Origin of the sequence: Tepidicaulis marinus, from assembly GCF_000739695.1 — a bacterium.
GTDB classification, from domain to species: Bacteria; Pseudomonadota; Alphaproteobacteria; order Parvibaculales; family Parvibaculaceae; genus Tepidicaulis; species Tepidicaulis marinus.
Genome location: NZ_BBIO01000006.1, coordinates 90,564 through 114,975 on the forward strand (window position 1 = coordinate 90,564; position 24,412 = coordinate 114,975).

Below are 24,412 nucleotides of genomic sequence, written 5' to 3' on the forward strand. Positions count from 1 at the left end.
GTCTGCCATGCTGGACACGAAATCCGTTCGATTTAAAATTCTGATGCCCGTTCTCGCGGTCATCGCGCTGGCGGTCGTCTCCGCCGCAGCTCTCGTCTGGACGGCGCAAAGCGGCTTTTCGAGCCTGGCTGAAACGGCGGAGAAGGGGCTTTCGAGCTCCCGCCAGAGCCTTTCCCTGCTCGGCCAGTTCGAGCGCGCGGATGCGACGGTCGCCGATGTGCTGGCCATGAACACGATCCAGAGCGCGCAGACGATCCGGCAGAATTACGAGACGAAAATCGCGCCCTTGAGCGGTGCCATCGACGCGCTCAAAGCTTTGACGGTCTCCAGTGAGGCGCGCGCAAAGGCGGATGTGCTGGCCGGTCTTGTTTCTGCCTGGCAGGCCAATGTGCGCATCGTGCTCGGGCTCGATCAGAGCGGGCAGGTGCCGACCTCGCATCTCATCGACCGGCAGCGCGGCGAGATTCATACCGCCATTGAAGAGTTCCGCCAGTTGATTGCCGCCGACGTGACAGACGAAATGAGTGCGGCGGAAAGCGCCTTTACCCGCTCCATTCTGATTGCGCTGGGGCTCGGCGGTCTTCTCTCGCTCGGCTGCGGCGTCATGGCCTGGCGCACGGCCCATAATATTTCCTCGCCCCTTATTGCACTTGGCCGGGACGCTGACGCGCTTTCCAAGGGCGATCTTAATGTAGCGGTAGGCACGCTCAAACGCGACGATGAGATCGGCCTTCTCGATGGGGCGATGGGCCGCTTCAAGGCGGCGCTTGTCGAGCAGCGCGAGATGCGGGAGGAGGCGGACCGCGAGCGCGCGCAGAAGGAAAAACGCGCCAATCAGATGGACGCGCTCATCAAGGATTTCCATGGGCAGATTGCCGATGTCCTGAAATCGCTGTCCTCCGCCGTTCATGAAATGGAGGCAACGGCGCAGGATATGTCCCATTCGGTGGGCGATGCGAAAGGGCGTTCGGAAGAAGTCGTCTCCGCCGCGCGCGCGGCGGGCGATAATGTGCGGGAGATTTCAAGCTCCTCGGACGAGCTTTTGACCTCCATCACCAATATCGGCAATCTGATGCGCGGCACCAACGAGACCGTGCGCAAGGCCGATGCGCGCACCCGGGAAATGGAAGAGCAGGTGGAAGAGCTCACCCGCGCGGTGGACCGGATTTCCGAAGCGATGGGGCTCATCACCGAAATCGCGAATCAGACGAACCTTCTGGCGCTCAACGCCACGATCGAAGCGGCGCGGGCGGGCGAGCTCGGCAAGGGCTTTGCCGTCGTCGCCTCCGAGGTAAAAGCGCTTTCGACACAGACGCAGAATGCGTCCGATGAAGTGCGCGCGGTGATCGACCAATTGCAGAAGGTGCTCGGTTCTTCCGTCACCAAGATCACCGAAAGCCGCGAGGCGATGCAGGAGCTTGGCAAGGTCTCGACGGAGGTCGAGGCGGCCATCGAGCAGCAATCGACCTTCACGAGCCATATCACGAGCTCCGTGCATGATGTGGCGCGCGGCACGCAGCAGGTCGTCAGCGATCTTGCGCAAGTCAATGACAGCGCTTCGAAAGCAACCGACCTTGCCGGGCGCACCCATGAAAGCGCGCGCCAGCTCATGGTCCGCTCCGAGGAGATCGATCAATTCGTGAAAGTCTTCTTGGACAAGATCCGCGCGGCTTAAAGGTTAGTCGCCGCCGCCGGGATCAAGAGGCGCGCGCAAAAAGAAGAGCGACGTGTCGCCGTAATCGCGCCGGTCGAGAAACGTGAAGGGGGCGGGCGGGCTAAAATCCGCCCGCTTGGCTTCCTCCAAAACGATGAGCGCGCCGGGGGCGAGCCAGCCGCCTTCCAGGGCGCTTAGAAGGGCCTCTTCGCCAAGCCCCTTGCCATAAGGCGGGTCGGCGAAAACGATATGAAAGGCCGGGCCCACGCTGCCGGGCCGGGGGCCGAGCTTTGTGGCATCGCGCCTATAAATCTTCGAGCAGCCCATCAGGCCGAGCGTATCCGCGTTCTCGCGGATGAGGCCGCGCGAGGCGGGGTGATCGTCCACGAAAAGCGCGAAAGCCGCCCCGCGTGACAGGGCCTCGAAGCCGAGCGCGCCGGTGCCGGCAAAAAGATCTAGCACCCGTAATTCCTCGAAATCGGTTTCGATCGCTTCGGCATGGGCGAGGATGTTGAACAGGGATTCGCGGGTGCGGTCCGTGGTCGGGCGGATACGCGTGTCTTTCGGCGCCGCCAGGGACCGGCCCTTAAGGGCGCCGCCGACGATGCGCATCCGGGCGTCCTTTCTTATCGCTGCCGCCTTGCCCGTCTTTGGCTCTGGCCGGGGCTCTCGCCGGGCGTTTGGCTTGCGGCTTGCCTTGAGATTTCAGGCGGGATGGGGACTTGCCGCGCGGGGTTTCCTCCAAAAGCGCATCCATCACATGAGAAGGCTTGGAGGCGCGGCGCGGGCGCCCTTGCCCTGCCGGTTTGCCCGTGTCTTTACCCGGTGCATTTTTTGCGGGGGCTTTACCGGCAGCCGCCGGATTCTTGCCCTTATAGCCGATGCGGTAAGGCTTGCCTTTGGAGGGCGCGCGGGCGGGCATGCCGGGACGGTGGGCGGCGCGGGTGGCGGCAGGTTCCTCGTCCTGGATCATGGAGACATCCGCCCCTTCCGCGCCCATCTGCTCGCGCAGCACCTTGGCGGGGATTTGGCGCACCGTGCCTTCTTCCAGATCGCCGAGTTGGAAAGGGCCGTAGGAAAGGCGGATCAGCCGGTTCACGGTGAGGCCGAGGGCGCCGAGAACGTTTTTCACTTCCCGGTTCTTACCCTCCTTCAGCTTCATGGTGATCCAGACGTTGGAGCCTTTTTGCCTGTCGAGCACCGCCTCGATAGGCCCGTAGCGCACGCCTTCCACCTCGATGCCGTCTTTGAGCGCATCGAGGGCCACCTGATCGATCTTGCCGAAGGCGCGCACCCGGTAGCGCCGTGTCCAGCCGGTCGAGGGCAGTTCCAGGTGGCGGGCAAGCTCGCCGTCATTCGTCAGAAGCAGAAGGCCTTCGGTGTTCACATCGAGCCGGCCGACGGAGATGACGCGCGGCAGCGTTTTGGGCAGCGCGTCGAAAACGGTGGGCCGTCCTTGCGGATCTTTGTGGGTCGTCACGAGGCCGCGGGGCTTGTGATAGCGCCAGACCTTGGTGGGCTCGGCGCCCGCGATGGGCTTGCCGTCGACCTCGATGTTGTCGCGCCGGGTGACATTGATCGCGGGGCTTGCCAGCTTTTGCCCGTTCAAGGACACTCGCCCCGCCTCGATCAGCCGTTCCGCTTCCCGGCGCGAGGCAATGCCGGCACGGGCCAGCACCTTGGCGATGCGTTCACTCTTCGGAGCGCCTTTTGCGGCGGTGGAGGCGGCAGCGGCAGGCGCGCCTTTGGCCGAAGCCGCTTTGGGCCCTGCTTTGGATGCGGGGCTGGACGCAGCAGGGCGGCTGGAGAATGTGCGGGGGCTGCCCCGGGAAAAGCGCTTCTTGTCTGTCATGGGCTCTTCATAGCAGGAAGCTTGACGCCAGACGAGAGAGGACGGCAGGGTCTTTGAATGTTTCGTATCGTGAAAAAGAAGGTGCGCGCGTGAAGCCTCCGGTAAGCCCCCCGGTAAGCCCCCCGGTAAGCCCCCCGGTAAGCCCCATGCAACGGGCCCTTCAAGAGGCAAGGGCGGCGGCGGCGCGCGGCGAGGTGCCGGTGGGCGCCGTTATCCTGGGGCCGGAGGGCGAGGTTCTGGCGGCGGCAGGCAACCGCACGCTGGAAGACAAGGACCCGACCGCTCATGCCGAAATTCTAGCCATCCGGGCGGCGGCCCGCGCGCTCAGCTCCGAGCGGCTGACCGGCTGCGATCTTTATGTGACGCTGGAGCCCTGCGCCATGTGCGCGGGCGCGATTTCCTTCGCCCGTATCCGCCGGCTTTATTACGGCGCCGAGGACCCCAAAGGCGGCGGCGTCGACCACGGGCCCCGGTTTTTCACCCAAGCGACCTGCCATCACCGCCCGGATGTTTATGGCGGGATCGGCGAGCGGGAGGCGGCGGAGCTCCTTAAGGCGTTTTTTGCGGATAAACGGGGCTGAAATCTGCCTTTTTTGCCCTTTTCCACAAGGATTGAATCCGCCTTTTGCGTGATTTGGCCGGGCAGAAGGAGTATGGTCGGCCCATCGACATTAGCAACAGGGCGGGTAACGCCCGCCATAACCAAAGGGGAGACGGAATGGAATTCGCTTATTCCGATAAAACCAAGGAACTTCAGGACCGGTTGAACCGGTTCATGGATCAATACGTCTATCCGAACGAGAAGACGTATAACGAGCAGATGGAAGCTTTCGGCCAGAACCGCTGGCAGGTGCCGCAGATCATCGAAGATCTGAAGGTCAAGGCGAAGGAAGAGGGCCTGTGGAACCTGTTCCTGCCCGAATCCGAGCGTGGCGGCGGGCTGACGAACCTCGAATACGCGCCGCTTTGCGAAATCATGGGCCGTGTCGGCTGGGCGTCCGAAGTTTTCAACTGCGCCGCGCCCGACACCGGCAACATGGAAGTGATCGAGCGTTACGGCAACGACCGCCACAAGAAAGAATGGCTGGAGCCGCTGCTCGAAGGCAAGATCCGCTCCGCCTTCCTGATGACGGAACCGGCTGTGGCTTCTTCGGACGCCACCAACATCGAAACCCGCATCGAGCGGGACGGCGATGAATATGTCATCAATGGCCGCAAATGGTGGTCCTCGGGCGTCGGCGATCCGCGCTGCAAAATCGCCATCGTGATGGGCAAGACCGACCCGAATGCCGAAAAGCACCGTCAGCAGTCGCAGATTCTGGTGCCGCTCGACACGCCGGGCATCAAGATCGTTCGTATGCTGCCGGTCTTCGGCTATGACGATGCCCCGCACGGCCATGCCGAAGTGATCCTGGAAAATGTTCGCGTGCCGGCAGAAAACCTGCTGCTCGGCGAAGGCCGCGGCTTCGAGATCGCGCAAGGCCGCCTTGGACCAGGCCGTATTCACCACTGCATGCGCACCATCGGCGTTGCCGAGCGCGCGCTGGAGAAAATGTGCCAGCGCCTTCTCACCCGTACCGCTTTCGGCAAGAAGATCGCCGATCACTCGGTTTGGGAGCAGCGCGTTGCCGAAGCCCGTATCGACATCGAAATGGCCCGTCTTCTGACGCTGAAAGCGGCCTATATGATGGACACGGTGGGCAATAAGGTGGCCCGCGCCGAAATCGCCATGATCAAGGTGGCCGCGCCGCGCGTGGCGCTGAAAGTCATCGACGATGCGATCCAGGCCCATGGCGGCGGCGGCGTCACCTCCGACTTCGGCCTTGCCAAGATGTATGCGGGCATGCGCACGCTGCGTCTGGCTGACGGTCCGGATGAAGTGCATAACCGCACGATCGCACAGCTTGAATTCAAGAAATTCCGTGAGCAGCTGAAAGCCGCTGCCGAGTGAGTGCGGATTGCTATTGAATGACAGGACGGCCGGGCCCACATAAGCCCGGCCGTTTTGGCGTCAGGCTGTATTCGGGGATAATGCAGCGCTCTTGAGGAACGAGCCGGCACAAGCCCTGCCGCGCCGTTCAGGAGGACCCGATGATCCTTAAACTATACAATGCCCAGCTCTCGCCTTATGCCGCGCGCTGCCGTATGCAGATTTATGCGAAAAATCTGGACGTGGAATTGCTGGAAATGCCGGGCACCATCCCGCCCGAGGAATTCGCCAAGCTGACGCCGATGCATAAAGTGCCGGCGCTTGATGCGGATGGAAAAATCATCCCGGAAAGCCAGATCATCTGTGAATATCTGGAAGGCAAGTTTCCCGAGCCGCCGCTTCTGCCGGCGGCGCTCGAGGCAAGGGTGGAAATGAGCCTTCTGTGCCGCCTTGCCGATCTTTATGTCATGACCCCGATGGGTCATCTCTTCGGGCAAATCAATCCGCAGGCGCGCGATGAATGCGTATGCGATCAGTTCTGCGGCGATCTGGAAAAAGGGCTCGGCTGGCTGGATGCCTATCTCGACGGCAGCGCCTATGCCGTGGGCGACACGTTGACGCTTGCCGATTGCGCGCTGGTGCCCGTACTGTTCTTTGCCGAGCGCATCAGTCCGATGTTCGGTTATGAGGATATTCTGGCGCGCGCTCCGAACATCAAAGCCTATTATCAGGCAATGCAGAAAGACCCGATTGCCGCCCGCGTCATCGGTGAGCTCGACAGCGCGCTCAATCAGATGCAGGGACGCTGATCCCCAATTCCTCAAGGAGATCGAGCTGGCCGGTCGGCGCGAGCGGCAGTGTCACGCGCACTTTCGTGCCTGCGCCTTCCTCGCTTTCGATGGAAAGTTTCCCGCCATGCAGATCGGTCAGCGCTTTGACGAGCGCAAGGCCGAGGCCGGACCCTTCATGGCTGATATGGGATTCGGAGGCGACCTGCTCGAAGGGCCGCGTCAGGCGCGGCAATTGCTCCTGAGGAATACCGATGCCGCTATCGGCGACTTCGATGGCGATGGAGGAACCTTCCCGCACCACCTCAACGGCGATATTCCCGCCTTCCGGCGTGAATTTCACGGCGTTCGAGAGAAGATTGAGCAAAATTTGCTTCACCGCCCGCTCGTCGCAGACAAACGGCGTTTCTTCAACCACCGGGTGAATGGTCAGCGTGACGTTCTGTCCTTTTTCCTCTGCCCGCGCGCTGATGATGCGGATGGAGGCTTCCGCCAGATCGGTGATCGAGGTGGACTGCATATGAAGCTGCATCTTGCCCGCTTCGATCTTGGACATGTCGAGAATGTCGCTGATCAGCTCCAAAAGCAGTGAGCCGCTATCATGAATGAGGTCGATATATTCGCGGTATTTTTCGTTTTCGATGGGCCCGAAAAGCTGCTGACGGATGATATCCGAGAAGCCGATAATGGCGTTGAGCGGGGTGCGCAGCTCATGGCTCATATTGGCCAGAAACTGTGATTTCGTGCGGCTGGCCGCTTCCGCCCGCTCGCGGGCGCGCAAAAGCTCGCTTTCATAGCGCTTGCGCTCGCTCACATCGCGGGAAATGGCCAGCACTTCATGAAGTTTCCCGCTTTTGGTGTCGCGCAGCGGCTGGAGCGTCGTTTCCAGCCAGACATAGTGACCGTTCTTATGGGGCAGGCGGAACGTCAATGTGACGCTCTTGTCGGACTTCGTCATCTCCTCCAGCCCGGCAAAGAAAGACGCCCTGTCATCGGGATGCACTTTGGCCAGAATGTTGTGCTGAACGGCCTCTTCCGGCGTAAAGCCGAGCGTGCGCTCGACGGAAGGGGAAATAAACGTCAGCGCGCCTGATGGGGCATGGCGCGCAATCATGTCGATGGCGTGCTGGGCAATGAGCTGGTTCTGCTGCTCGTTTCGCAGCAGCGCTTCTTCTTTGCCCACCATGTCGGTCGCGTCGGTAATGACGCCGGCCGCCGCCACCACCTCGCCGGTCAGGTCGCTTTCATAATAGGTATGAATATCGAAATAGCGGTAAGTGCCGTCCGCGCAGAGCATACGCTGGCGCACGAACCAGGCGCGTTTTTCTTCTGCCGCTGCTTGGTATTGCGCGAGCGAGCTTTCCCGGTCTTCGGGGTGAATGAGGTGGATATTCCAGCGCCCATCCGCGAAATAGGGCGGCTTTTCATAACCGAACATACGCGCCAAGGTCGGGGTCCAGAAAGGGGCGGGGTTGCCCTTCTCCCAGCGCCATAAAGCGATTTGCGCTTCCGACTCGATATGCTCGATATGATCGCGCAGGCGCACAAGTTCGTTGACATCCCGCGAGACGATCAACAAGCCCTGAATATTCGGCTCATGCATCAGGTTACGGGCACGCCCTTCCAGCCAGTGCCATTGGCCATTGGCATGGCGCAGGCGGAAGCGTTCGATAAAAGTGCTATGAGGCGTGGCCAGGCATTCTTGTATGCGGGTCTCTATCTTTTTCCGGTCGTCTTTGTGCACGATGTCGGCAACGGCGACGCCAAGCCCCGCGTTTTGCGGATAACCGAGAATTTCCGCTATGGCCGGGCTGTGATAGCGGATGACACCGTCCTCATCGAGGATGGTGCACACGTCGCCGCTATTGGCCACGAGGGTTTCATGGAACCCGGTTTGCCGCCGGCGCTCCTTACCGTCCGGCGGTATGGGAAAATTCCTCCGCGACACGCGATTGCCCCTTTCCGCGCGATGCCCGAATAATTCCGGGTCTCATGGAAGCTTACGGAAAGAGCGGTAAAGGAATCTTGAAAACTTCGTGAGCGGCATTAACGCGGTTTTAACGCTCCTCTAGCGTTTGGCTAAATCCCAGGCCGTGCGGGCGAGATAGCCTGCAACTTCGCCATATTGGGTGGCTTTATCCGAGCTCGCATTGCCGTCGAGGCCGCGCTTGTAGACCCCCTGGACGATGGAGGCGAGGCGGAAAATCGAGAAGGCGAGGTAAAAATTCCAGTTCTCGATGCCCTCCCGGCCCGTGCGGCGGCAATAATCGGCGACATAGTCTTGCTCCGCCGGGATGCCGCTTTCGGCAAAATTCACATTCATCAGCGTGCCCTGGGAAAACGTCTCCATGTGATAGAGCATACAATTATAGGCAAGATCGGCCAGCGGATGGCCGATGGTGGCCAGTTCCCAATCGAGCACGGCGATCATGCGCGGCTCTGTCTTGTGGAACATCGTGTTTTCGAGCCGGTAATCGCCATGGGCGATACTCACGCTGTCATCGGCGGGGATGTTTTGCGGCAGCCAGTCGATGAGATGTTCCATCTCTTCGATATTGTCCGTCTGAGCGGCGCGGTATTGTTTCGTCCAGCGCCCGATTTGGCGTTCGAAATAATTGCCGGGCTTGCCGAAATCCTCAAGCCCCGCCGCTTTCAGATCGACGCTGTGAAGGCGCGCCAGCACATCGTTCATCTGGTCGTAAATGGCCGCCCGTTCACCCGCGCTCATGCCGGGCAGCGTCGGGTCACGCAGCACGCGCCCGTCAAGATGTTCCATGATGTAGAAATCGGTGCCGATGACCTCCGAGTCCTGGCAGAGCGCATACATTTTCGGCACCGGCACATCGGTGGCGGCGAGTGCTTTCATGACTTTGTATTCGCGGTCCACCTGATGGGCGCTGGCAAGCAGTTTGCCCGGCGGCTTTTTCCGCAAGACATATTTTTTGCCGCCGCCGGTGCCGCTGGTTTCCAGCAGAAAGGTCGGATTGGATTGGCCGCCCTGGAATTGGCGCACGCTTAGCTCGCCGCCGAAGCCTTCCACATTCTCCCGGCAATAGGCCTCCAGTTTCTTTTCGTCGAAACGGTGCGCCTCGCGCACCTCGACGATTTCACCGGCGGCGGCCTGACCCTTTTGCGTCATAGTCTCATCTCCAAGGCTGAAATATCGTTAGGGGACAATTAGCACGCGCGAGGACGAGGCGAAAGCCGTTCGCCGGAACCGGCCCCGCGCTTTTGCGCGAAACGAGGGCGCCCTTGCGGCAGGAAGAGCCCGGCCTGGCGGCGGTGAAGGGCTCGACAGTGCCCTTTTCTCATGCTCGACTGGAGCTATGGAAAATATCGACCAGGAAACCTTGAACGCATTCGCGGGTAAGGCAGAGACGTGGCTGGAGCGCCTGTTGCTTTGGGGGCGGGAGGAATTTCTCAGTCTCGATATGGCCGCCGCGCTCGGCGCCGTGGCCGTGGCCGCAGCCGTTTTCTGGGCCATGCGCAAATGGGCGCTGCCGCTGCTTTATACCGCCGCCGGAAAGATCAAAGCCGGGTACTGGGTTCATATGCGCTTGCAGCGGCTTGCCGAACTTACGCCCGCTCTTGCCGCCTTGCTGTTGCTGGGAACCATGAATGCCGGCCTGTTGCAGGCCGGTTTCTCACCCGATGTCTCGCGCATCGCCGCCCAGCTCTTGACGGCGTGGATCATCATCAAATTCGCCGTCCTGATCCTGAAGGATTCCGCCTGGACGCCGGTGCTGGCAGGCTTCGTGTGGACAGTGACGGCGCTGGCCATTGTCGGCTGGCTCGATCCTCTGATGATGGTTATGGACCAGGTGGGATTTTCGATGGGCGAGTTCCGCCTGTCGCTGCTGGGCGTGGTGCAGGCAGCGCTGCTCTTTGCCGTTTTGATGTGGGTGGCCGCGCTGATTTCCCGCGTCTTGGAAAACCGTCTCGGCCGGCTTGCCGGGGTGACGCCCTCCGCGCGTGTGCTGGTCGGCAAGATCATCCATATTCTTTTCCTGGCTTTCGCCGTGATGGTGGCGCTGACCAGTGTCGGCATCGATTTTACCGCCATCGCCGTCTTTTCCGGGGCTGTTGGCGTTGGCATCGGCTTTGGCTTGCAGAAAGTCGTTTCCAACCTCATCAGCGGGATCATTCTGCTACTCGACCGCTCCATCAAACCGGGCGATGTAATCGAGATCGGTGACGCCTATGGCTGGATCGAAAAACTGGGCGCGCGCCATGTCGCGATCATCACCCGTGACGGCAAGGAATTTCTCATTCCCAATGAAGATCTGATCACCCAGCAGGTAATCAACTGGTCTTATACGGACAAGATCGTGCGCTTTAAAATCGGGGTCGGTATTTCCTACCGCTCCGATGTGCGCAAAGCCATGGACTTGATGCTGGAGGCGGCAGACGGGATCGACCGGATATTGAAAGACCCGCCGCCGGCCGTGCGCCTTGTCGGTTTCGGGGACAGCTCCGTCGATCTGGAACTGCGCATTTGGCTGAAAGATCCGGAAAGCGGCACGGTCAACGCGATGAGCGACGCGCGGCTGCGCATCTGGGATCTTTTTCATGAAAACGGGATCGAGTTTCCGTTTCCGCAGCGCGATTTGCATATCGTGTCTGCCGAAGGACTGGAGACGATCATGCAGCGCGCCAGGCCCAGTGCCGGAGAAGATGCCGGAAAGCGCTAGGTGTTGAAATTCCAGCTGAGGCGGATATTGATCCGCCCGTCCCGCGTGCCCGTTTCGATATCGGCATCGCCCAGCGGATAGGCATATTCGATCCCGAGCCGGTAGTGCTTCGTGTCGGATATCTCGAAACCGGCAACCGCGGATGTCAGATCGTGCTCGATCGAGATGTCGTTGAAGCGTGTATGAGCGGTATCGGCCAGGACATAAGGTTCGAACGTTTGCAGCCAGGCGATACCGAGCGGCTGGATATAGCGCAGCTCGAGATCGCCCGCATAACCGTAATCCCCTTCCGCCTGACCGTCCGGATAAGCGCGGCCGAAACGGGCGCCGCCATAATTGCCCCGTTCCGGGCTCGGTAGCCTGTCATTCGACCAGAACCCAGCCGCCCGCGCCGTCACGCGCCAGCGCTCGGCAATTTGCTCGGCCCAGCGGCTATTGGCGGCAAGGCGGGTAAACTCCGTGTCCTCTGCCTGCTGACTGGTGACGCCGCCAAGGGAGACCGTGTTGCGGTTCTCGCCGAGATCGACGCCTTGGCGGATTTCCCCGCGCAGTTCCACCAGCCGCTCCTTACTGATGAGGCGCAGCGCGCTGTTGAGTTCCGCGGCGGTATACCGCAGCTCCTGCTGCGCGCGCACCGATGGCTGGCCGGGAAGCGAGAACGTGTAATTCGATTCTTCATCGTAATAATCGATACCGCCTGCTACGTCCCAGGTCTTCTCGCGCCTAAGGACCAGGGGATAAGCAAGGCCGATATGATATTTGTTGCGGACCTTATCTTCATTGACGTTGATGGCCTGTCCCAGCACGAAAACCTGATCGTCGTCCTCGCCTTCAAAGCGGTTGGCATTGAGCGTGATGCGCAGCCCGTCCGTACCGATTTCCTGTTGGTATTCGGCGGCGTAATATTCTTCGTCTTCAATAGGGGCGAGCGCGGCGAGCGACAACTGCTCCCCGAAAGGTGTGTGCCCTTGCGTGCTGACATTGGCAAGCAGAAGAAAGTCGTCTTCATCCCCGCCATCGAGCGAGCCGCCGAATCCGAAGCGCTCGATCTCTTTTTCTTCCACCCTTAAGGTTGTCGCGCCATTGGCCGTGCGGGGAACCGGCGCGCGCATGGTCAGCTTTGCGCCGGGAATACGCTCCATAAGCTGGGTATAGCGCTCGAAAGTGGCGCGGGTGAGCGGCACTTCGCCGATCAGCCGGTCCGCAAGATCGGCGACACGCTCTGCCACCGCTTCGTTTTCGATCTCGATTTCCGTGCGCACGATATGGCCTTCGACAATGACGATGGTGACGACACCGTCGGCAAAATTGTTTTCAGGCAGATAAGCGTAGGAGAGCGGGTAGCCGGCTTCCTGATAGCGCTGCGTGATTTTGCGCGCGGCAAGGGCGAGGTCCGCCAGCCGGGCTTCTTGCCCCACCAGGTGCTTGAGGTCCTGGGCAAGCAGTTCGAGATCGAACACGCTGCCGCCGAGAAACTTGATATGAGAAACGGGGATAACCGTGTCTGGATCGAGCCCTCCTTGGGCATCCGGCAGATTGATTTCGGCTCCCTCGCGGTCGAGCGGAATATCGAGCGCATCGCGCAATTGCGGCGATGTCGTCGGCTGTTTCTCATCGATGACGGCGGGCAGGTCGTCGGCAAGAACGGGCGTGTTCAACCCGCTAAGCAGCAATCCTGCAATGACGGTGCGCGCGCTTGCATTGACTGCGCCGCGCAGTTTCATAGGCCTATTTGGCATACCGGTCCCCCCTCCCAAGGTCGCCGCGTCCAGACCATTGTGCCGGTTATGGCTGGATTTACAACAATACAGATTTTACGAAAGGGGCGCCGGCTCCGCATGCAGAGCCGGCGCCTTCAGGATGTGTGATACGGAGAGCGTCACGCGTTTAAAGCCCGCCGGTAAGACCGCCGAGCAGGCCGCCAAGCAACCCGCCAACGGCGCCACCGTCTTCACCGTCTCCTGTGCCGGTGTCGCCGGCAAGGCCGCCATCGAGCCCGCCGCCGAGCAGCCCGCCGCTCTCATCGCCGCTGCCGCCGGTTAGGGCCCCGGTGAGCCCGCCGGTAAGACCGCCAAGCAGTTGCGTGCCGCCATCGAGCCCTGTGCCGCCGCCCGAATCACCGCCGGATAGGCCGCCAGTCAGGCCGCTCGTCAGATTGCCGGCCAGGTCGCCCGAAAGCCCATCGGAGAGCCCGCCGGAGAGCAGGCCGCCGCCGCTCTCCCCGCTGCTCAGCAAGCCGCCGGTTGCCGAGACAAGCTGGCCGCTGCTCTCAAGCGTGGTCCCCAGACCTGAAAGCGCTGCATGCTGGCTACCCAGTTCGCCGCCAAGCGCAACGACCGCGCCGCCGCTTTTATCGAGAAGGCCGCCAAGCGCAGGGCCGATGACCAAAGCGTCGCCGACCGACTGCGTGGTGTCTTCCGTTTTGATGACAAGCGGGCGGACAACGCCGGTCAGCTCGGTTGTCAGGCCGGCAAGCTGTGCATCTTCGGCGGTGAACTCCAGCGCGAGACCATTGCCGGTCTGCGTGATCTTGCCGCCCAGATCGCCGACCGTGCCGCCGAGTTTGGTGAGCGCGCCGGTTGTCTCATCGACTTGCATGAAGACGGGCAGGGTGTTGAGCGCAGTCACGGTGTTGCCTGCTTCGCTTACCGCTTCGCCGGTTTCGGCGACGGTGCCAGCCGCGCCGGCAAGTGTTGTACCGATTGCGTTGTCGTTCTCGCTGAGGTTTCCAAGGCCGTCATTGAGACCGGTGCTCAGCGCGTTGATGCCTTCGCCAAGCTCGATAATGATGCCGCCCGTGCCGCTTGTTACGGCGCCGATTAGCGGAACTTCCTGCTGGCTGATGCCTTCGCCGATCACCGTAACCGTATCGCCGATGCTTCCCGTCGTGTCGCCCGCAGATTGGATAAGGTTTTCGGTGGCGAGTGTCTCAGCTTCCGCGCCGCCGGATCCGCCGTCTGGCAGACCGCCGGACCCATCACCGGACCCGCTGCCATTGTTGTTTGACCCGCTGCTGTCCGTACCAGATCCGCCCAGGGCGTGGCTTGAATCGGTACTGCCAGCGCAGCCTGCAAGAAGAAAAGGCAGGCTGCATAAAGCAGCAAGAAGGGGGAAGATCGGAAAACTTGCTTTCGTTCAATCATGGCCGACTCCTGCATCACTAATGATCAGAACAATCAGCATCCGGAGCAGAGCACTTGCTTGCCGGTGCTGACCCCCTAACCGCCTCAACAGAAGCAGCCGAACCCGGAAAAATCGTGCGGTGATAAATCGCGAAGATCAATCTCTTTGATAAATCACCTGTTTCATTTTTGCAAATGGCAAAACCCGAGCGCTCAATGCCTGGTTTTGCCGGAACGCCTTCTACTGATTTGCAACCGGGTACAACGGGAAGGGGCAGGCAGGCGGTGCAGGCGGCGTATCGCCGCCTGCACCATCTTCATTATTGGTCGCTGCCGCTAAGTCCGCCGGTCAGCCCGCCGATCAGACGGGTCACCGGATTGGCTTCCTCACCGTCTTCGCTGCCGCCGCTGAGGCCGCCCGTCAGTCCGCCGACGAGGCCGGTAACAGGATCAGCGCCTTCGCCGCCGACAAGGCCGGTCAGCTGGTCGGTGGGAAGACCGCCTTCCGTCAGGCTGCCCAAGAGATCGTCCGTCGGCAAGCCGCTATCCGTCAGCTGGCCGAGCACGGCGTCGGTGGGTAGGCCCGCACCCTCCCCGCCGCTCAGCGCGGCCAACAGCGTATCGGTCGGCAAGCCGCCGCCGGTCAGTCCGCCGCCCGATCCCTCGCCGGAGGAGATGAGGCCGCCTGTGTCACGGACCAACGCGCCGGCACCACCGACGGACCGCGCGACGCCCGTGAAGGCTGCATTTTGATCGGCAAGTTCATCACCCGCCATTGTGATTGCGCTGCCAGCTTCGGAAAGAAGCTCACTACCCATGGGACCAATGACGATTGCATCCCCGACTTTCCGCGTAGTGCCTTCCACGTTCGCCACTATCGGACGAATGGCAAGCGTGAGCTGTCTGCTTGCGCTGCCGAGGGGGCTATCGGGGTCTTCAAATTGCAGGGCGACACCTTCTGCGCCTTCCGATATCTGAAGACCGAGTTTACCGATATTCTCACCTACCATCGTTAACGCGCCGGAGTTTTCCTCAACTTGCAGAAAAACGGGCAGGCTATCGAGTGCGGCAACGGCTCTCCCAGACGCGGACACAGCATCGCCTGTGCTCGAAACGGCTTTAGAAGTTCCTGCCGCGGTAGTACCGACCGCATTATCGTTTGTTCCCAGAGAACCCAGTCCGTCATCCAGCCCCTTGCTGACTTGGTAAACGCCCGAACCCGTCGAACCGAGCATATGGATTGTGTGGTCTTGCAGTTCCTGATCGAGTGGCAGATCTTCCTGGCTGACGGCTATTCCCGCAAGGAATAGGGTTTGGCCAACGCCTTGAGTTATGGTCGCTGCATCCTGAACGATATTCTCTGTCGCTTGCGTTTCACTCGCAGGCTCGGCACTGCCACCGCCGCCCCCGCCACCATCGCCAAGTCCAGCGCCGGGGCCGTCGGAGCTGCTGCCGCAGGCGGCAAGCGTAAATGAAATTGCAAAGGCCAATGGCGCGGCGCGCCAGAAAGGGTGCCCAAGTGGGGTAAAGGTCGTGCGCATGGTAATCTCCTCCGCTGCGTACCGTGAGTTCGCCGTGCCTCATGGCAGGGCGGTCCCGTACGCCTCACGTTACGCTTCCATCTCTGGAAGCTTTTCCATGCCCCAGCTGCACCGTGCAGCTCCCCTCATGGAAGACTCTTTAGCAGGAAAATTTTGTTGGCTACAAGATTGTAGGTGCCGAAAAAATTCCCTGTGCGGAGGGTCTGGAACTTTCGCGGATTTGCGGCGTTTGTTGCGTCTTGCAAATTTTCAGATCGCAAACTAAATGTCTGATTTTTATTACAGATTCAGAATCTATTAATCTTTGTAGAGATGAAAAAATGCCCTCGAAACGCACGCTTCGAGGGCAAATTTTTTGCGATCTGCGATTTTTGGTTTTACTTTGCGCCGGCTCGCTGCGCGTAATGCCAGCCAAGTTCGGCAAGCGGGCGCACCTGCGCCGCATTCTGCGCGGCGTTCTCATTCGAGGCCGTGCCGTCGCGCACGCGCCCGACAATGCCCTGCAGGATGCCCGCAAGGCGGAAGAAGTTATACGCGAAGTAATAATCGATATTCTCGATATTCTTGCGGCCCGTGCGCTCGCAATACATCTGCGTATATTCCTCGCGTGTGGGAATACCGAGCGCGGGCAGGTCCGCATTCGAAAGGCTCTGTGTGCCGGGGCTGTTGCCGCCGCTTGGCATCACCCATTGCATCAGGTGATAGGTGAAGTCACCCAGCGGATGGCCGAGCGTCGAAAGCTCCCAGTCCAGAACGGCGATCACTTTCGGCTCGGTCGGATGCAGGATCATATTGTCGAGCCGGTAATCGCCATGGACGATGCTGGTTGCATCGTCATTGGGGATGTTCTCCGGCAACCATTCCATCAGCTTGTTCATCTCCGTCACCGTTTCGGTTTCGGAGGCGACATATTGTTTGGACCAGCGGGAAATCTGCCGGGCGAAGTAATTGCCGGGTTTGCCGAAATCGCCAAGGCCGATCGCTTCGTAGTCGATCATGTGCAGCTTGGCGAGCGTGTCGATCTTGGCTTCGTAAATGGCGCGCCGCTCAGAAGGCTCATAGCCCGGCAGAAGCGGTTCCCAGAGGATGCGCCCTTCCACCATGTCCATAATGTAGAACATCGTGCCGATGACGCTTTCATCTTCACAAAGGCAATAGGTGCGCGCGACGGGAAAGCCTGCGCCGTAAAGCGCGCTGATGACTTTATATTCCCGGTCCACGGCATGGGCGGAAGGAAGCAGCTTGCCCGGCGGCTTGCGGCGCAGCACATATTTCTTTTTCGGTGTGACGAGCTGATAGGTCGGGTTCGATTGCCCGCCCTTGAACTGGCGCACCTCAAGCGGCCCTTCATAGCCCTCTACATGGGCCTCCATGTAATCAGCCAGGCGCTTTTCATCGAACTTGTGTTTGTCCAGTACTTCCTTCGTGCCGGAAAACATTTCCTGACGGCTTGCTGCCCCTTGCTCGCTCATGTCTCTCTCCCTGATGTAAGCGTGACGTATTTTTATTTATTGGATGCTTTTTCCCGTTCGATGGCCCGCCAGCCGATGTCGCGCCGGCAAAAACCGTCCGGCCAATCGATCTTGCCGATGGCTTCATAGGCCTTGTCCCGCGCCTGCGAGACGCTTTGCCCGCGCGCGGTGACGTTGAGCACGCGTCCGCCGTTCGCCAGGATCTTGCCGTCCTTCAACTGCGTGCCCGCGTGGAAAATCTCGACATCCTTTTCCGCGCCCGCTTCGCTCAGCCTGCGGATTTCCGTTCCCTTGGCATAATCGCCCGGATAGCCCTTGGCCGCCATCACCACGGTCAGCGCCGCTTCATCATGCCAGTCGAGCGAGATACCGCCCAGTGTGCCGTCATGGCAGGCGATAAGTGCGCGCAGAATGTCGGATTTCAGACGCAGCATCAGTACTTGCGTTTCCGGGTCGCCGAAGCGGGCATTATATTCGACGAGTTTCGGACCTTCATCGGTCAGCATCAGGCCGGCGAAAAGCACGCCTTTGAAGGGCGTGCCGCGCTTGGCCATCGCATCGAGGGTCGGTTGCACGATCTCGCGCATCACCCGCTCGCACATCTCAGGCGTCATGATGGGGGCGGGGGAATAAGCGCCCATGCCGCCGGTATTGGGACCGGTGTCGCCGTCGCCCACGCGCTTGTGGTCCTGAGCGGTGGCAAGCGGCAGCGCCACAGTCCCGTCCGCGAGGACAAAAAAGCTCGCCTCCTCGCCGGTCATGAATTCCTCGATCACGACCTGCGCGCCCGCGTCGCCAAACTTGCCGCCGAAAATTTCTTCCAGCGCCTGTTCCGCCTCTTCCATGGTCTCAGGAATGATCACGCCTTTGCCCGCGGCCAGTCCGTCCGCCTTGATGACGATGGGAAGACCTTTTTCTTTGAGATAAGTACGGGCAGGTTCCAGCGCCTCGAAGCGCGCATAGGCGGCGGTGGGGATGCCGAACTCCGCGCAAAGGTCCTTCGTATAGCTTTTCGACGCTTCAAGCTGGGCGGCCGCCTTGCTGGGGCCGAAGCTTTTGATCCCGGCCTCATTCAGTACATCCACCAGCCCGCCGGCAAGCGGGTCTTCCGGGCCCACCACCACGAAGTCGATCGCCTCTGCCCGGCAGAAATCTAAAATGGCGGTAAAGTCCATCGGCTTCAGGTCCACGCATTCGCCGACCCCGGCCATGCCGCCATTGCCCGGCGCGCAATAGAGTTTGGTCAGGAGGGGGCTTTTGGCAATCGCCCAGCTAAGCGCGTGCTCCCGCCCGCCGGAACCGATAACGAGGACCTTCATCTAAGGGACCTTTTCTTCTTGAAGGAAGGCGCGGAGCCTCTTCTTTTTGGCTTCTGTGGGCTTCCTTGTAACATGGGGTGCGATTCCGGCAAACAAACCAGCCGGTATCATGTAAGAATCTGATAATATTAGGATTTTCCGTGTCTCAAGCCTCCGGCCCGCCGCCCGCCAGCAACCTGCTCGAATTGACAATCTCCGAGCTTTCGGCCGCCATCAAGCGGACGGTGGAAGACACGTTCGGCCATGTGCGCGTGCGCGGCGAGGTGGGCCGGGTCAGCCGGCCGGGCTCCGGCCATGTTTATCTGGACCTGAAGGACGACAGGGCGGTGCTGTCCGCCGTCATCTGGAAGGGTGTGGTGCCGGGGCTCAAAATCAAGCCGGAGCAGGGGCTGGAGGTGATCGTTACGGGCCGGCTCACAACCTTCCCCGGCCAGTCGCGCTATCAGATCGTGATCGAGCAGATGGAACCGGCTGGTGTCGGCGCGCTTATGGCGCTGCTGGAAGAGCGCAAGAAAAAGCTCGGCGCCGAAGGGCTCTTTGCGCCGGAACGCAAGAAACCGCTGCCCTTTTTGCCGGATGTGATCGGCGTAGTGACGAGCCCATCGGGCGCGGTGATCCGGGACATTCTCCACCGGCTGAACGACCGCTTTCCCCGCCATGTGCTGATCTGGCCGGTGCGTGTGCAGGGCGAGCAGTCGGCAGGGGAAGTGGCGGCGGCGATTGAAGGTTTCAACAAGCTGGAACCCGGAGGCCCCGTGCCACGGCCCGATCTTTTGATCGTCGCGCGCGGCGGCGGCTCGATCGAGGATCTGTGGTCGTTCAATGAGGAAAATGTGGTGCGCGCGGCAGCGGCAAGCCGCATTCCGCTGATTTCTGCCGTCGGCCATGAGACGGATACGACGCTGATCGACTATGCCGCCGACCGGCGCGCGCCGACCCCGACGGCAGCGGCGGAAATGGCCGTGCCCGTGCGCGCGGAGCTTCAGGCACAGGTGATGGAGCGGGCGCAGCGGCTTTTTCGCGCGCAGACGCGCATTCTCGAACAAGGCCGCGCACAAGTGGAAGGGCTTGCCCGCGGGCTGCCCCGTCTGCAGGACCTTTTTGCATTGCCCGAACAGCGCCTCGATCATGCAAGCGAGCGCCTGACCCGCAGCCTGATGAGTGCAGTGGCCGCCAAAGAGGCGCTGTTTCACAAGACCGAAGGACGGCTCACGGGCAAGCTCATCGAGATGCGGCTTCTGGAAGGCACGCGCCGCACGGCAGATATGAGCCAGCGGCTGCAAAATGCCGAGACGCGGCGGCTGGAAGACCTGCGCCGCAAGCTGGATCAGACGGGACGGCTGCTTGAGTCCTTTAGCTATAAGAATGTGCTCGGCCGCGGCTTCGCGCTGGTGCGCGACGGGGAGGGCAAGCCCGTGCGCGGCTCCGCCGGGTTGAGTAGCGGCGTGCCGCTCGAGCTTGAATTTGCAGGTGATGACCGCCTCGGCGTGATCGTGGCGGGCGAGGGGGCGGCGCCCAAAGTGAAAAAGGCGCCGGCTCAGAAGAAATCCCCGCCCAAAAAGCCGGAACCCAAAAAGCCGGAACAGGGCTCGTTGCTTTGACGGCGCCTCTCATGGGATAGAGGTTGAGTTATATTAAGGAGTGCGTATGAGCGGCGCGCCGGACAGGAGATGAAGAGATGGACACGCAAGGCGAAGCGGAACTGGTTTACGGCGACGGTGAATTCCGGATCGTGCGGCGCGGCGCATTCGTCACCTGCAAGGTGACGGGCCGGAAAATTCCCTTGTCCGAATTGAAGTACTGGAGCGTGGCGCTGCAGGAACCTTATGCCGATGCCGAAGCCTCGCTGAAACGGCATCTGGAAGTGGCAGGCACCGAAAAATGAGCCGCACTGCGCTCTTGCCCAAAATCCTGCTTGCTACGCTTTACGCTTTGGCCGGCATGTCCTCTGCGGGTGTTGCCGGTGAGCTGACTTTACGCGGTGAACGGATGCAGGGTGGGCTCATTGTCGGACAAGCGCCGGCGGGCACCATGCTCAGCCTTGACGGGAACCCCATCCCCATAACACCGGACGGCAAATTCGTTTTCGGTTTCGACCGGGACCGGACGGAACCTGCGATATTGGAAGCCAGTTTTGCCGACGGCACCGCCGCGCGTGAAGAGATTGCCGTCGCGCCGCGCGATTATGACATCCAGCATGTAAACGGCGTGGCGCGCAAATATGTGAGCCCGCCGCCCGAAACGCTGGCCCGCATTCGCGCCGATGCCGTGAAGAAGCGCAAGGCGCGGGTCAAGGACACGCCGCTCGATTATTTTGCCGGAGATTTCATCTGGCCGGTGACCGGGCCCATTAGCGGGGTCTATGGCAGCCAGCGCTTTTATAATGGTGAGCCGCGCCGTCCCCATTACGGGCTGGACATTGCGGCGGGCGAGGGGGCGCTGGTGCGCGCACCGCAGGCCGGTACCGTGCGCCTAGCCGAACCTGATATGTATTTTGAAGGCGGGCTTATCTTCATCGACCATGGCCATTCGCTCATTTCCGTGCTCATGCATTTAAGCAGCGTCGATGTGAAGACCGGCATGAAGGTCGAGCGGGGCGACGTGGTCGGCAGGGTCGGCGCGACGGGGCGCGTGACGGGCCCGCATCTTGATTGGCGCATGTATTGGCGCAATGCCCATGTGGACCCGCAGCTGCTTTTGGGTCCGCAGCCGGAAGAATAAACGCCTTTAAGCTTTGGGGTGTTTCGGCCAGCGGTTATGCAGCCAGAACCATTGCTCGGGATGCGCGCGGATTTCCCCTTCCAGAAAATCGTTCATGGCCTGCGTGATGCGGGCGATCTCCTCGAACGTGTCGGCTTTTTCATCGGCAAGGATCGGCGGGTTAACCTTCATGGCAAAACCCGTGCTCTCGCCCAACCGGCGGAAAGAGATGGGATAGATCGGCACGCCGTAGCGCACGGCAAGCCCGGCCGGCGCGGCGGTGGTCATGGCTTTGTGCCCGAAAAACGTCGTCTCCAGGCCTTCGTTCATTTTCTGATCGACGAGCATGTAGAGCGACTTCTTTTCTTTCAGCGCTTTCAGGATTTCCCGCGCGCCTTTCGCGCCTTTGGGAATTTGCAGCGGCGTAATGGCGCGCGCTCTTAAACCGACCATCCATTCATCGACATAAGGATTGTTGGCGTGACGGTAAATCTCCGCCCCTTCCAGCCCGTAAAGCCGGCCGATCAGGGGGGCGATTTCCCAATTGCCGAAATGGCCGGAAATGAAAATCGCGCCTTTGCCGCGCTCTTCCATGACGGAAAGGTTTTCCGTGCCCGAAAGGCCGAGCTTGTCGCGGCGGGCGGGCAGCTGAAATTCATGCAGATGCGCGTATTCACCGATCGTGCGCCCGAGATTGCGCCACATCTTTTTGATGATCACCTCGCGCTCGGCAGGCTCAAGCTCCGGCATGGCGCGGGCCATATTAGCGCGGGCGCGGTTCGTCACGCCGAGCCTCGGGCCAAGCGTACCGGCAATGAAGGCGCCTAAACCCGAAGCGCGTTCAAGCGGCAGGGCGCCGAAAAGCCCGAGCGCGGCTTTCAGTGCCAACGCTTCCAATTTATGCCTGAATGCCTTGCCTGCCACGCGGGCGCTCCTCCTCTTTCCTGGTGAATGAGAGCTTATAGCAAGTTCGCCAAGCGAAGGCGATTGTCCGCGTTAAGCCGGATCGCCAGGCGCGGCGAAAGGCACGTAAGTGTGATCGGTGCGCGCCTTCTTCAGCGCCGCGTCGAGCAGCGCGTCGATGCCGTCTTCGCCCGCCACTTCAAGCCGGACGGGCAAGGTCATGAGCCGGGAAAGGGAAAGGCCGCGGCAGCGCACGGCGTCTTTCTCCGTCGTCACCAGCACGGCCTCGAGGCGCGCGGCTTCCTTAGAAAGCCCGTCCAGGTCTTTCTGGCTGTAGGGCGCGTGATCGGGAAAGCCATGCCGGCTCTGAATGTCCGCGCCGATTTCCTCCAGGGTGCGGAAGAATTTTTCCGGCCGCCCGATCCCGGCAAAGGCGACGGTTTTTTGGCCCCGAAGCGCGGCGGCTTCTGCCTTGCCCGGCTGCAGCTTTGCGCTGAAAACGGCAAGGCCCGCACGTTCCGCTATTTCTGCCGGGCCTCTGCCGGGCTCGCCTGCGCCGATGATGATGACGGCTTCGGCGCGCGCGAGCGCCGCTTCATAGGTTTCGCGTAAGGGACCGGCGGGCATCACCTTGCCGTTGCCAAGGCCTGCGTCCCCGTCGATGACGAGAAAGGAAAGGTCTTTTTGGAGAGAGGGATTTTGAAAGCCGTCATCCATGATGAGGACGCTTGCACCTTGCTCTTCGGCGGCCCGCGCGCCCTTCACCCGGTCGGCGGAGATCCAGCAGGGTGCTTCGTTTGCAAGGAGCAGCGGCTCATCGCCCACCTCCGCTGCATTGTGGCGGGCAGGATCGACGCGGAGCGGGCCTTCAAGCGTGCCGCCATAGCCCCGGCTGAGAAAATGCGGGTGCTCGCCCATGGCTTTCAGCCGTTCGGCGAGAAAAAGCGCTGCCGGTGTTTTGCCCGCCCCGCCCGCCGTGACATTGCCGACGCAAATAACCGGAATGCCGATGCGCTCACCCGCGCTGAAACGCTGTTTGAAAAAGGCGGCGCGGGCGTAAAGCCAGCCGAGCGGGGAAAGAAGCCGGGCGGCAAGAGGCGTAGCGCCCTTCGGCGGATACCAGAAGGAGGGGCTACGCATGAGGCCGCTCCCGCGCCGACCCCTCCGGCATCAAGGCAAGTAACTGGTGCGCGACCCGCATGCTTGCCCCGCCCAGAAGCGAAGCGGCATTATGCGCCTGCTCGGCCCGCGCGCCGACTTCATCCGGCGCTTGCAAAAGATTTCCGAGTGTCTCCGTCAGCGCCGTGCGGTCTTGGACTTCGAGCGCCCCGCCTTGCGCCAGCAAATGCCCGGCGAGCACCGTGAAGTTGAACATATGCGGGCCGAAGAGCAGCGCCGCGCCGAGGCGCGCCGGCTCCAGCGGATTGTGTCCGCCATGGGGGATTAAAGAGCCGCCCATAAAGACGAGCGGGCAGAGCCGGTAAAACAGCCCGAGCTCGCCCATCGTATCGGCGAGATAAATGTCGGTTTCCTCGCGCGGCAGCCGCTCGAGGCTGCGCTGGGCAACGCTGAGCCCAAGCGCTTCAAGCTGGGCGCGGATCTCATGGGCGCGGGCGGGATGACGCGGCGCGATGATGGTCAAAAGATCCGGGAAAGCGGCTTTCAAATCGAGATGCGTTTGCCCGGCTTGAAGCTCTTCATCCTCATGGGTGCTGGAGGCGAGCCAAAGCGGGCGCTCGCGGGTTGCCTCCTGCAGTTTTTCCAGCTTCTTTTCATCGAAGGGCAGGGGCTGCGCATCGAACTTCAGATTGCCGGGCTGCGTGACATTCCCCGCGCCAAGAGCGGCGAAGCGTTCCTCGCTTTTTTCATCCTGCGCCATGATGGCGGCAAAGGCGCCAAGCAGCGTTTCGGCGCTTTGCGGCGCGCGCTGCCAGCCTTCCAGCGACTTCTGCGACAGCCGCCCGTTGACCAGGGCGAGCGGAATGTCGCGTTTTGCCGCTTCGCGGATGAGGTTCGGCCAAAGCTCCGATTCGACGAACGCCGCAAGATCCGGCTTCCAATGATCGAGAAACCGGCGTGCATAGGCCGGGGCATCGAGCGGCACGAATTGATGGATCGCCCGTTCCGGCAACCGCTCGGCCAGCAGCTGCGCGGAGGTCAGCGTGCCGGAGGTCACAAGGATTGTGAGATCCGCGCGGCTTGCGAGAAGAATGTCGATCAGCGGCAGAATGGAAAGAGATTCGCCGACGCTTGCCCCATGCAGCCAAAGCAATGTGCCCTCGGGCCGCTTCGCCGATGCGCGTCCGCGCCGCTCGCCGATGCGCGTGCTGTCTTCCTTGCCGCGCGCGGCCCGGCGCGCCAGTAAAAGCGGGGCGGCAGGACGCAGGGCGGTTGCAGCGGCGCTGTAGAGCCTGAGCGGAAAAGGTGTCGTCATGGGCAG

General features: G+C 61.3%; 19 protein-coding genes and 1 pseudogene. 8 read left to right on the forward strand and 12 right to left on the reverse strand.

Features of this window, described 5'->3' with window-relative positions:
• Positions 1-7 precede the first annotated feature (7 nt).
• Complete coding sequence (locus M2A_RS07365) at positions 8-1,675, forward strand: methyl-accepting chemotaxis protein (RefSeq protein ID WP_081875455.1); 1,668 nt, start codon at positions 8-10, stop codon at positions 1,673-1,675.
• 3 nt (positions 1,676-1,678) lie between these two features.
• On the opposite strand, the gene rsmD is transcribed toward M2A_RS07365, so the two are convergent.
• Both rsmD and M2A_RS07375 read right to left on the reverse strand, forming a co-directional pair.
• Positions 1,679-2,266, reverse strand: a complete 588-nt coding sequence (gene rsmD, locus M2A_RS07370) for a 16S rRNA (guanine(966)-N(2))-methyltransferase RsmD (protein ID WP_045445170.1) — start codon at positions 2,264-2,266, stop codon at positions 1,679-1,681.
• A 382-nt stretch (positions 2,267-2,648) separates the two neighbouring features.
• Positions 2,649-3,506, reverse strand: a pseudogene (locus tag M2A_RS07375) (pseudouridine synthase); the annotation flags it as partial.
• A 146-nt stretch (positions 3,507-3,652) separates the two neighbouring features.
• On the opposite strand from M2A_RS07375, the gene M2A_RS07380 reads away from it, so the two are divergent.
• The 3 genes from M2A_RS07380 (at position 3,653) to M2A_RS07390 (ending at position 6,245) form a co-directional block, all read left to right on the forward strand.
• Complete coding sequence (locus M2A_RS07380; protein WP_045445173.1) at positions 3,653-4,087, forward strand: nucleoside deaminase; 435 nt, start codon at positions 3,653-3,655, stop codon at positions 4,085-4,087.
• A 137-nt stretch (positions 4,088-4,224) separates the two neighbouring features.
• A complete protein-coding gene (locus M2A_RS07385; protein WP_045445176.1) occupies positions 4,225-5,457 on the forward strand; it encodes an acyl-CoA dehydrogenase family protein in 1,233 nt (410 codons plus the stop codon).
• Between the two features lie 140 nt (positions 5,458-5,597).
• Positions 5,598-6,245, forward strand: coding sequence for a glutathione S-transferase family protein (locus M2A_RS07390; RefSeq protein ID WP_045445178.1), 648 nt, complete (start codon positions 5,598-5,600; stop codon positions 6,243-6,245).
• Here the strand turns inward: M2A_RS07390 and M2A_RS17250 are convergent.
• Both M2A_RS17250 and M2A_RS07400 read right to left on the reverse strand, forming a co-directional pair.
• Positions 6,223-8,172, reverse strand: a complete 1,950-nt coding sequence (locus tag M2A_RS17250) for a PAS domain-containing protein (RefSeq protein ID WP_081875457.1) — start codon at positions 8,170-8,172, stop codon at positions 6,223-6,225. The two genes, M2A_RS07390 and M2A_RS17250, sit on opposite strands and share 23 nt — an antisense overlap.
• Before the next feature lie 120 nt (positions 8,173-8,292).
• Positions 8,293-9,363, reverse strand: a complete 1,071-nt coding sequence (locus M2A_RS07400; protein WP_045445181.1) for a phosphotransferase — start codon at positions 9,361-9,363, stop codon at positions 8,293-8,295.
• 187 nt (positions 9,364-9,550) lie between these two features.
• On the opposite strand from M2A_RS07400, the gene M2A_RS07405 reads away from it, so the two are divergent.
• Positions 9,551-10,915, forward strand: a complete 1,365-nt coding sequence (locus M2A_RS07405; protein WP_052379289.1) for a mechanosensitive ion channel family protein — start codon at positions 9,551-9,553, stop codon at positions 10,913-10,915.
• On the opposite strand, the gene M2A_RS07410 is transcribed toward M2A_RS07405, so the two are convergent.
• From M2A_RS07410 to purD, 5 genes are all read right to left on the reverse strand, one after another.
• The gene (locus tag M2A_RS07410) at positions 10,912-12,654 is read right to left on the reverse strand and encodes a ShlB/FhaC/HecB family hemolysin secretion/activation protein (RefSeq protein ID WP_197052871.1); all 1,743 of its coding nucleotides are present in this window, start codon (positions 12,652-12,654) and stop codon (positions 10,912-10,914) included. The genes M2A_RS07405 and M2A_RS07410 overlap by 4 nt on opposite strands.
• A 148-nt stretch (positions 12,655-12,802) precedes the next feature.
• Positions 12,803-13,774: a collagen-like triple helix repeat-containing protein gene (locus M2A_RS18460; protein ID WP_045445184.1), complete on the reverse strand. Its 972-nt coding sequence runs from the start codon at positions 13,772-13,774 to the stop codon at positions 12,803-12,805.
• Between the two features lie 583 nt (positions 13,775-14,357).
• A complete protein-coding gene (locus M2A_RS17735) occupies positions 14,358-15,578 on the reverse strand; it encodes a collagen-like triple helix repeat-containing protein (protein ID WP_081875460.1) in 1,221 nt (406 codons plus the stop codon).
• A 377-nt stretch (positions 15,579-15,955) separates the two neighbouring features.
• Complete coding sequence (locus M2A_RS07425; RefSeq protein ID WP_045445190.1) at positions 15,956-17,050, reverse strand: phosphotransferase family protein; 1,095 nt, start codon at positions 17,048-17,050, stop codon at positions 15,956-15,958.
• 32 nt (positions 17,051-17,082) lie between these two features.
• Positions 17,083-18,369: a phosphoribosylamine--glycine ligase gene (gene purD, locus M2A_RS07430; RefSeq protein ID WP_045445193.1), complete on the reverse strand. Its 1,287-nt coding sequence runs from the start codon at positions 18,367-18,369 to the stop codon at positions 17,083-17,085.
• Between the two features lie 140 nt (positions 18,370-18,509).
• On the opposite strand from purD, the gene xseA reads away from it, so the two are divergent.
• The 3 genes from xseA (at position 18,510) to M2A_RS07445 (ending at position 21,090) form a co-directional block, all read left to right on the forward strand.
• The gene (gene xseA, locus M2A_RS07435) at positions 18,510-19,970 is read left to right on the forward strand and encodes an exodeoxyribonuclease VII large subunit (protein WP_045445196.1); all 1,461 of its coding nucleotides are present in this window, start codon (positions 18,510-18,512) and stop codon (positions 19,968-19,970) included.
• A gap of 77 nt (positions 19,971-20,047) precedes the next feature.
• Positions 20,048-20,254: a DUF2093 domain-containing protein gene (locus M2A_RS07440; RefSeq protein ID WP_045445198.1), complete on the forward strand. Its 207-nt coding sequence runs from the start codon at positions 20,048-20,050 to the stop codon at positions 20,252-20,254.
• Positions 20,251-21,090, forward strand: coding sequence for a M23 family metallopeptidase (locus M2A_RS07445; RefSeq protein ID WP_081875461.1), 840 nt, complete (start codon positions 20,251-20,253; stop codon positions 21,088-21,090). The genes M2A_RS07440 and M2A_RS07445 overlap by 4 nt, the downstream gene beginning before the upstream one ends.
• Positions 21,091-21,096: 6 nt before the next feature.
• Here M2A_RS07445 and M2A_RS07450 read toward each other — a convergent pair whose 3' ends face one another.
• From M2A_RS07450 to M2A_RS07460, 3 genes are all read right to left on the reverse strand, one after another.
• Positions 21,097-21,993, reverse strand: a complete 897-nt coding sequence (locus M2A_RS07450) for a lysophospholipid acyltransferase family protein (RefSeq protein ID WP_045445200.1) — start codon at positions 21,991-21,993, stop codon at positions 21,097-21,099.
• Positions 21,994-22,065: 72 nt separating this feature from the next.
• Positions 22,066-23,112: a tetraacyldisaccharide 4'-kinase gene (gene lpxK, locus M2A_RS07455; protein ID WP_045445202.1), complete on the reverse strand. Its 1,047-nt coding sequence runs from the start codon at positions 23,110-23,112 to the stop codon at positions 22,066-22,068.
• Positions 23,105-24,406 (reverse strand): 3-deoxy-D-manno-octulosonic acid transferase, encoded by a 1,302-nt coding sequence (locus M2A_RS07460; protein WP_045445204.1) that lies wholly within the window; start codon positions 24,404-24,406, stop codon positions 23,105-23,107. Before M2A_RS07460 ends, lpxK begins: the two co-directional genes overlap by 8 nt.
• Positions 24,407-24,412: the final 6 nt, after the last annotated feature.